Source organism: Streptomyces sp. NRRL B-24085 (assembly GCF_001282115.1).
In the GTDB taxonomy this organism is placed as follows: Bacteria; Actinomycetota; Actinomycetes; order Streptomycetales; family Streptomycetaceae; genus Streptomyces.
Genome location: NZ_LJBR01000435.1, coordinates 1 through 8,372, shown reverse-complemented (window position 1 = coordinate 8,372; position 8,372 = coordinate 1). Strand labels below are relative to the sequence as shown.

Here is an 8,372-nt window from a genome sequence, read left to right as displayed (position 1 = left end):
TCCGTACCCCCGCCGGGTCTCGCTCGGCGTCGTTGCCATGGCTGTCACCTTCCTGTACGACGCGCTCACCGACGCACAGTGCCCCTGCGACGGCGGCCTTGCTGGCTCTGGCGGTGTGGGCGTGAGGGGGCGCACCGCGACCGCAGCCCCCGGCGGTGCGCCCCCTCACGCCCCCACCGCCCGAGCCAGCAACATCACCCGGTTGTTCGTCGCCGTCTTGGTGAAGACCGACTTGAGGTGGTCCTGGACGGTGTGTTCGGAGAGGGACATGCGCTGGGCCACCGTGCGGCTGTCGCCGCCCTTGGCCAAGTGGCCGAGTACGTCGGCCTCGCGCGGGGTCAGGGCGAAGCACCTGGCGAAGAGGGCGAGCCGTTCCGCCGGGGACGTCTCCTCCAGGGTGACGGCGATGCTGTGGCGGCGGTCCGAGGGCAGGACGCCGCCGATGCGGGCCGCGCTCAGGGTGAGCCACAGGCCGTCCGCGAGGTGGAGCCGCAGGCGGGGCGGGTGGGTGTCGACCCCCGCCTCGACCGCCAGCAACTGGGCGGCGACCTCGTACACGCACGCGTGCACCGCCGGAACCTGGTGGTGTCCAGGGGGCGTCAGCCGGCTCAGGCAGGCCGTCGTGGCCGGGGTCTGGGCGAGCACCCGCAGGTCGGGGTCGAGCAGCAGGGCCAGCGGACCCGGCAGTCGCGCGTGGGGCGGTCGTACGACGAAGGTCTGCGCCCGGCCGCGCCGCAGGGCCGCGGTCACCGGGGCGGTCAGACGGGCCAGGCAGGCGGCCTCGGCGGCGGTGAAGGTGCGGTCGCGGCGGTACAGGTTGAGGTGGCCCCAACAGCCGAAGCGGTCCTTGAAGACCAGCGAGGCGACGTCCCGGATGCCGTGGTCGCACAGCGTCTCGCGCCACGGGCAGCCGGCGGCGGGGCTGGGGAGCCGGCTCAGCAGGGCCACACCGTCGAGGTGCGTCCAGCGGTTGGCCGCGCTCAGGTATCTGAGGCGGGTCGTCCTCGGGGCCTCCGAGCGCCACGGCACGTCGGTGACGGGGGAGCAGCCCACCGTGGTCTCGGGGTCGGTCAGGAGGAAGTCGTGGGCGTCGAAGCCGACGGCGGTCCGCAGCTCGCCCAGGAGGCGTTCGCGCAGGGTCCGGGAGTCGCCGCCCGCCTCGCAGAGACGGACGATCCGCTCGTGCGACCGCGCGTACGGGACGACGGGGACGGCCATGATTCGAGCGTACGTCGCGATTCCCCACATTTCTGGGATGGGCCGCGCTCCGTCCCAGGTCAAGCATGGAGGCGTCAGCACACCACGGAAGGCAGCGACGGAGGAGCCACCGATGAGAAAGACGTCGAGAATCCCTGTCGGCCTGGCCGCCGCCGCGCTCGCCGCCGCGGCCGGGCTCGCGACCGCCGCCCCGGTCGGGGCACAGCCCGCCCAGGTGCTCCGGGCGACCCAGTCGAGCACGGTGTACGCGTGGATCGACGGCTGGGGCGGTGGCACGGTCACCAGCAGTCCCGCCGGGATCAGTTGCCACACGACCGCCTGGGACCCGTACAGCTCCGAGGAGCCGCCGGCGAACTCGACCGGGCCGTGCTCCGCGAGCTTCCCGGTCGGCACGACCGTCACCTTCACCGCCACACCCGACCCGGGTTCCGGCGTCAACGGCGGCCCCGACCCGGCCTCGCTGACCGTGCGGTCCGGCTACAACGCGGTGTGGGCCATGTTCTGCCCGACGGACGGTCTCTGCTCCGCCGGGTGACCGCACCTCGCCCGGGCCCCGCAGCCCTTCGGTCAGTGCACCGACAAGCCGCCGTCCACGAAGACCGACTGGCCCGTGACGTAGGCCGAGGCCGCGCTCGCCAGGAAGACGGCGGCGCCCGCGAAGTCCTCGGGGAGACCGTTGCGGCCGGTCATCGTGCGGGCGGCCAGGGACGCGACCTGCTCCGGGTCGTCGGCGAGGCGGGCGTTGAGGGGGGTCAGTACGAAGCCGGGGACGAGGGTGTTGCAGGTGACGCCGTGCGGGGACCAGGCCTCGGCCTGTGAGCGGGCCAGGGACTCCAGGCCGCCCTTGGAGACGCCGTAGGCGCCGCTCTGCACGAAGGCGCGGTGGGCCTGCTGGGACGTGATGTGGATGATCCGGCCGAAGCCGCGCTCGGCCATCCCGGGACCGAAGCGCTGGCCCAGGAGGTAGGGCGCCTCCAGGTTGACCGCCATGGTGGTGTCCCACACCTCGTCGGTGAGCTCGGTCATGGGTGGACGCAGGTTGATCCCCGCGGAGTTGACCAGGATGTCCGGTTCACCGAACACTTCGGCGGCCTTCTGAGCCGCCGTACGGACACCGTCCCTCGTGCTCAAGTCGCCGCTCACCCAGGCCGCCCGGCAGCCGTCCGACGTCAACTCCTCGACGGCGGACGCCAGTTCCGTCTCCCCGCGGGCCACGATCACCACGCTCGCGCCCGCCCGCGCCAACGCCCCCGCGATCGCCCTGCCGATGCCCGAACTCCCGCCGGTCACCAGCGCGACCCGGCCGTCCAGTGAGAAGAGTCGGGAGAGATACGCCTGGGAAGTCATGCCCGCACCCTAAGGCGGTACCCGGACTCCCATGACCCGTATTCTCGTCGGCACTTGCTCCTGGACCGATCCCGCGCTCGTCCGCAGCGGCTGGTACCCGCCGGGGCGGCGGGACGCCGAGGGACGGTTGCGGTACTACGCCGAGCGGTTCCCGGTGGTGGAGGTGGACGGCACGTTCTACGCACTGCCCAGCGAGCGCAACAGCCTTCTGTGGGTGGAGCGCACGCCCGAGTCCTTCGTGTTCGACGTGAAGGCGTACGCGCCGCTGACCGGGCATCCGGCGAAGCAGGCCGCTCTCGCCGACGTCCCGTTGGACGAGGTGTGGGCGCGGTTCGCGGACGGGATCGAGCCGTTGCGTCAGGCCGGGCGGCTGGGCGGGGTGTTGTTCCAGTTCCCGCCGTGGCTGCGGCCGGGACCGCGGGCGGAGCGGTTCCTGGAGGAGACCGCGGAACGGACCGCCGACTGGCCCGTCCACGTGGAGTTCCGGCACCCGTCCTGGTGGGAGGAGGAGCAGCACGACCTCACCTGCGCGCTGCTCGGCAAGTACGACTTCGCCGCCGTCGCCGTGGACATGCGCCAGGGGCTGCCCGCCTCGCTGCCGCCGGTCACGCCCGTCACCTCGCCCCGGCTGTCCGTCGTGCGCTTCCACGGGCGCAGCTCCTCCTGGGGCCGGGGCAGCAAGGAGGAGCGCTTCCGGTACGACTACGCGCGGGCCGAACTGGCCGAGTGGGTACCGCGGTTGCGGACCCTGGCCGGACGGTCCGACGAGCTCCACGTCCTGTTCAACAACTGCTGCGGAGCGGCCGCCGTGCACGCCGCCGAGACCATGGCCGAGTTGCTCAGCCCGCGATCCTGACCGTCTTCGTGACGCTGATCTGGTCGACGTCGGAGACCCTGATCGTCGCCTTCATCCGCCAGTCGCCGGCGAGGGGCAGGGTCAGGTCGTTCGTGCCCCAGTAGCCGCCCTTGTTCTCGAGCCGGGCGTCGATCGGGCCGATCCGCTGGGCCGGGAGGGTGAAGGACAGCCGGAGTTCGGGGACGGTGGCGAGGCCGCCGTCGGCCGCGTAGACGATGGCCTGGACCGAGTTGTCGCCGGTACGGCCCGGGTCGAGGGTGACCTGCACGCTGCCGGTGGCACCGCCGACCGCGAAGGGGACGGTGGTCAGGGACGCGGCGGGCAGTCCTGCCGTGGCCGGGCCCGCCTCGGCCGCCTCGGCCTGCGCCCGGCCCGGCAGCGTGCCGCTCAGCACGGTGCTCAGCACCAGGACCACGACCCCGACGGCCACTTCGGCGAGGACGGACCGGCGCAGACCGTACCGGTGCGCGGCCGCGGCGGACCGGGCCGCGGCCCCCTTCTCCCGTACGGCCGTCTCCGCCTCGACCTCCGCCTCCGCCGACGCCGGGCCGCCGCCCACCCGCTCGGCCACCTTCTCCCGTACGACCGTCTCCGCCTCGGCCTCCGCCTGGGCCTCCGCCTGGGCCGCGACCGTCACCAGCCGTCCCGTCCACCGCCGCGACAGTCTCGCCGCCGCCAGCAGCAGCGTCACCGCGAGCAGCTTGAGTACGAGCAGATGGCCGTACGTGGTGCCGGTGACCGCGTCCCAGGAGCCGAGGCCGCGCCAGGACTGGTAGACGCCGGTGGCGACGAGGACGGTCACGGAGGCGAAGGCCAGCCGGGAGAAACGGGCGACGACGGCGGCCGGGAGCTGTCCCTCGGCCCGGTACAGGGTGGTGAGCAGGGCCGCGAGACCGCCCAGCCAGACCGCCATCGCGAGCACGTGCAGCACCGCGGACGTCATCGCCACCGGCACCTGGATCCCGGCGGACGCGTGCTCGGCGGCGGCCCAGGTCAGCGCGAGACCCACGGCGAGCGCGCCGCCCGCCGCCTGCCACGCGCGGGGCAGCCTCGACGCGCCGGGCCGCAGCAGTCGTACGACGAAGAAGCAGGCGACCAGCAGCAGGGCCAGGCGGACCAGGAGCGCCTCACCGGGGCGGGTGCCCAGGGTGCGTTCGAGGGCCTTCAGGGAGAACGCGGCCGACGGGCCCGCGCCGCTCTCGTACGGCGCCCGCAGCACCAGCAGGAACACGGTCGAGCCGAGCAGGGTGCCCCAGCCGGCCCACAGCAGGCGGCGCAGCCGGGACGGTTCCGGGGGGCGGCAGACGGCGAGGAAGACGGCGGTGCCGATGAGCAGGGCCGCGGCGAGGTAGGCCAGGTAGCGGCCCATGTTGAACAGGCTCTCCGTGGCCGGGTCCTCGGTCGGGCCGGTGTCCGCGACCACCACGGCCGGGGAGGGTCTGCCGACGGAGAAGGTGAAGGCGCCGGAGACCGGGTGGCTGTCGGCCGAGACCACTCGCCAGGCCACCGTGTAGGTGCCCTGGGCGAGTCGGGCGGGCAGGGTGACCCGGGCCGTGTCCGAGCCGCCCGGTCCGTGTCCGGCGTCCCCGACCCTCAGGCGCTTGCCGTCGGGGTCCAGCACCCGGAAGGAGTCGTCGAGCAGACCGACGGACTCGGTGAAGGTCAGGGTGATGTCACGGGGGGCGGACTTGAGGACGGTCCCGTCCTCGGGGTCGGTGGCCCGGAGGGCGGCGTGGGCGGACGCCGCTCCCGCTCCGCCGAACAGGAGCAGGACCAGCACGGTTCCCAGCAGCACCAGCCCCTGAAGTCCTCGCCTTCGCCCGCCTGTGCTGCTGCGCGCACGCTCACACCTCACGTCACTGCTCCGTACCTGGGCTCACGGTCTCCCGGATACGTACGGACGCGGGCCGCCGAGCGCTCACCACGTGGACCGGGCGGACACCCCGCCGTCCACCACCAGGTCGTGCCCGGTGACCCAGGACGCCAGCGGGGAGGCGAGGAACACGCACGCGTCGGCCACGTCCTCGGGGCGCCCGAGCCTGCCCAGGGGTGCCTTGCGCAGCCACCGCTCCACCCCCTCGGGCCAGGTCTCCGCCAGCCCCTCCCGGTCGATCAGCCCGGGCGAGACCGTGTTCACGCGCAGGCCGCGTGGGCCGTACTCCAGGGCCGCCGACCGCGCGTGCGTCACGATCGCGGCCTTGGAGGCGGCGTAGTGGGCGTGCCCGGGCGCGGGGTGGCCCGCCTCGACGGAGGCGACGTGGGTGACGGACCCGCCCGGCCCCATGAGCTCCGCGGCCGCCTGCGTGCAGGCGAAGACGCCGGTCAGGTTGGTGTCCACGACGTCCCGCCACTGCGCGGCCGTCATCCCGGGCAGGGCCTGGACGGGCTGCACGCCCGCGTTGTTGACCAGCGCGGTCAGTCCCCCGCCCCATGCGGCGGCCTCCCGGACCAGCCGCCGGCACGCGTCCTCGTCCCGCAGGTCCGCCTCCAGTACGACGGCCCGGGCGCCCGAGTCCTCGATGCGGGACGCCGCCTCGCGGGCCGCCGCCACGGCCGTACGGCAGTGCAGGGCGACCGCCGCGCCCTGCTCGGCGAACCGCAGGGCGATGCCCCGCCCGATGCCGCCGCCCGCGCCCGTGACCAGGGCGACCTGTCCTTGAAGGAGTCTCATGGGCGGCACAGTCGCGCGATCCGCTCCGCCTCCGCCGGGTAACGCGCCGTCAGTTCCGCCGCGTCGCCGTGTTCGTAGCCCTCGTAGGTGAACCCGGGCGCCATGGTGCAGCCGAAGAAGGTCCAGGCGCCGCGGGTCACGGCCCCCATCCAGGTGCCCGCGGGCACGGTGAACTGCGGGTGCTGGCCACCGAGTACGTCCGGGCCCAGGACGGCGGTGCGTGCCGTGCCGTCCGGGGCGAGGAGCAGGAGGTCGAGGGGGTCGCCGAGGTAGTGGTGCCAGATCTCGTCGCTGGGCAGGCGGTGCAGGGCGGAGTAGTCGTCCGAGGTCAGCAGGGCCACTATCGCCGTGCCGTCCGGCCTTCCGTCGGCGCGCTCCGCTCCGGCCCAGGTCTGCCGGAACAGTCCGCCCTCGCGGGGGATCGGTTCCAGGCCGTAGTGGGCGACGAGGTCGTCAGGCGTCACCCGGAAAGGCTACCTCCCTTGTCAGGAAAGCCAGTTGGGCGTGCTTCTCGGGCAGGTGCACGTCGGGGAGGTCGATCTCCGGCAGCACGACCGCGTCCCCGGCCACGAAGCCCTGCTTGAGGAAGCGGGCGATGGCCTTCTCGTTGCGCACGTCGGGGTCGACCACGACCCGCCGCTTGTCCAGGCCCAGCAGCACGTACCTGGCCACGGCGGACAGCAGCGCCGAGGTCCAGCCCGGCCGGGCGCCGTGCGGGCCGGCGGGCGGGAGCAGCAGGTGGATGCCGATGTCCCCGGGTTCGACCGGGTAGCACTCGCTGACGCGGTCGGCCTCCGGCTCGTAGGTCTGAAGGAGCCCGGCCGGTTCGCCGTCCTTCTCCAGCAGATAGGCGTGGTGGGTGTCGAGGGTGTCCAGGTGGGCGTAGATCTCGGCGACCTGCTGCTGGGTGAGGCCGTTCATGCCCCAGAACGCGGCGCGTTCCTCGCGCACCCAGGCGTGCACGGTCGCCGCGTCGGCGTGCGGGTCCAGGCGCAGGACGCGGACGGTGCCGAAGCCGTCCACTGTCTGGGTGTGGACCGCTTCACGGGCGGTGGTGTCGGACATCTGTCTCCTCAGTCTTCCTTCGTCAGGTGCTGCCAGTCGGTGACGACCGGTACGAGATCTCCCCGCAGCCACAGCGGGAGCTGGTCGCGGTGATGGGGTGAGCCGGGCAGGCCGGAGGCGCCCAGCGGGACCACCCAGAGGCTGTCCTCGCGGCGGGCCAGGTCCCAGACGTAACGGGCGGCCGGGCCGCGCGCGGCGAGGTCGGTGAGCCCGGGCACCGCGGAGGTGCACAGGACGCAGTCGTGGTCGCCGGACAGGGCCGGGGCGTCCCGGTCGTGCTCGGGGAGCGCCTGCCAGGGGGCGAGGCGGTGGGTGTCGCCCCAGGTGCCCCGCGGCGGTTCGGCGGCCACCTCCTCCAGGGCGGCCCGCACGGTCTCGGCCCGGTCGACGCCGTACAGCTCCTCGGCGCGCAGCAGGTGTTCGAGCGCGAAGGCGACCCGGGGGACGAGGCCGAGCCAGGGGAGGAGGACGTCGGGGTAGGCGGGCGGCTCGGTCAGGGCCGCGAAGGCGGGGTGGGCGGCGAGCCGTCGTACGACCGCGCTGCGCACGGCGGCGTACAGGGCGGCCTCCGTGCTGCTCGCGGTCATGCGGCGGTCCCAGCGGAGAATCGTTTCCCTCGTGGCAGCGGCCGCGGGGCTGAGACCGTCCAGGGCCGCCATGTGGTCCAACAGGGGCTGCGCGGAGGCGAGATGGGTGTCCATGTGGATCAGGGGCATGTCGGCGGCCGACCAGCGCTCCTTCTCCCGCAGCAGGGCGGCGATGCGGTCCGCCCGGTGGGGCGGGGCGAACTCGACGCCGAGCGGGGTGGCGGGGCCGCGCTGGTTGGCCATCACGGCAATGCCGTCGGTGAGGCCGGCGCGGGGGGTGTCGTGCCGGCCCTGCCACTCGTGCCCGGGCTCCCAGGCGGGGACGGGCCGCAGCCGGTTGGCCTCCGCCCGCACCGGCACCCACCCGGCGACCCGGTGCAGCAGCCCGCCCTCGGTGTCGGCGGCCTGCACGACGTTCACGGGCTCGGCCCACAGGTCGAAGGCGCGGTCCACGTCGGCGGTGCGGCGGGCGCGCAGGAGAGGGAGGAGGGCGCTGAAGCCGAGGTCCCCGGTGACGCGGGGCGGGTAGCGCAGGGACAGGGCGACGGGGGCCGGTGCGGGAGGGGAGCCTGGCCGGGACGTACCCGCGACGGCGGGCTCCTCCAGCACTCCGCCCCCTTCCAGTCCC

At 74.1% G+C, this 8,372-nt stretch carries 9 protein-coding genes; 2 read left to right on the top strand and 7 right to left on the bottom strand.

Annotation, left to right across the window (positions count from 1 at the left end):
- Positions 1–165: 165 nt before the first annotated feature.
- Entirely contained in the window at positions 166–1,218 is a 1,053-nt protein-coding gene (locus AOJ26_RS35855; protein ID WP_053852540.1) for a helix-turn-helix transcriptional regulator, read from the bottom strand.
- Positions 1,219–1,330: 112 nt separating this feature from the next.
- On the opposite strand from AOJ26_RS35855, the gene AOJ26_RS35850 reads away from it, so the two are divergent.
- A complete protein-coding gene (locus AOJ26_RS35850; RefSeq protein ID WP_053852539.1) occupies positions 1,331–1,753 on the top strand; it encodes a hypothetical protein in 423 nt (140 codons plus the stop codon).
- Positions 1,754–1,785: 32 nt separating this feature from the next.
- Here AOJ26_RS35850 and AOJ26_RS35845 read toward each other — a convergent pair whose 3' ends face one another.
- Positions 1,786–2,565: an SDR family NAD(P)-dependent oxidoreductase gene (locus AOJ26_RS35845; protein ID WP_053852538.1), complete on the bottom strand. Its 780-nt coding sequence runs from the start codon at positions 2,563–2,565 to the stop codon at positions 1,786–1,788.
- A 31-nt stretch (positions 2,566–2,596) separates the two neighbouring features.
- On the opposite strand from AOJ26_RS35845, the gene AOJ26_RS35840 reads away from it, so the two are divergent.
- Positions 2,597–3,421, top strand: coding sequence for a DUF72 domain-containing protein (locus tag AOJ26_RS35840; RefSeq protein WP_053852537.1), 825 nt, complete (start codon positions 2,597–2,599; stop codon positions 3,419–3,421).
- Here the strand turns inward: AOJ26_RS35840 and AOJ26_RS35835 are convergent.
- From AOJ26_RS35835 to AOJ26_RS35815, 5 genes are all read right to left on the bottom strand, one after another.
- On the bottom strand, positions 3,405–5,216 hold the full coding sequence (locus AOJ26_RS35835; RefSeq protein ID WP_053852536.1) for a copper resistance CopC/CopD family protein: 1,812 nt from the start codon (positions 5,214–5,216) through the stop codon (positions 3,405–3,407). The two genes, AOJ26_RS35840 and AOJ26_RS35835, sit on opposite strands and share 17 nt — an antisense overlap.
- Positions 5,217–5,339: 123 nt before the next feature.
- The gene (locus tag AOJ26_RS35830; RefSeq protein WP_053852535.1) at positions 5,340–6,092 is read right to left on the bottom strand and encodes an SDR family NAD(P)-dependent oxidoreductase; all 753 of its coding nucleotides are present in this window, start codon (positions 6,090–6,092) and stop codon (positions 5,340–5,342) included.
- Positions 6,089–6,556: a cupin domain-containing protein gene (locus AOJ26_RS35825; protein ID WP_053852534.1), complete on the bottom strand. Its 468-nt coding sequence runs from the start codon at positions 6,554–6,556 to the stop codon at positions 6,089–6,091. Before AOJ26_RS35825 ends, AOJ26_RS35830 begins: the two co-directional genes overlap by 4 nt.
- Positions 6,546–7,157, bottom strand: coding sequence for a GNAT family N-acetyltransferase (locus AOJ26_RS35820; RefSeq protein ID WP_053852533.1), 612 nt, complete (start codon positions 7,155–7,157; stop codon positions 6,546–6,548). The genes AOJ26_RS35825 and AOJ26_RS35820 overlap by 11 nt, the downstream gene beginning before the upstream one ends.
- Before the next feature lie 8 nt (positions 7,158–7,165).
- The coding region (locus AOJ26_RS35815) for a penicillin acylase family protein (RefSeq protein ID WP_234358758.1) at positions 7,166–8,372 on the bottom strand (1,207 nt) is incomplete at its 5' end.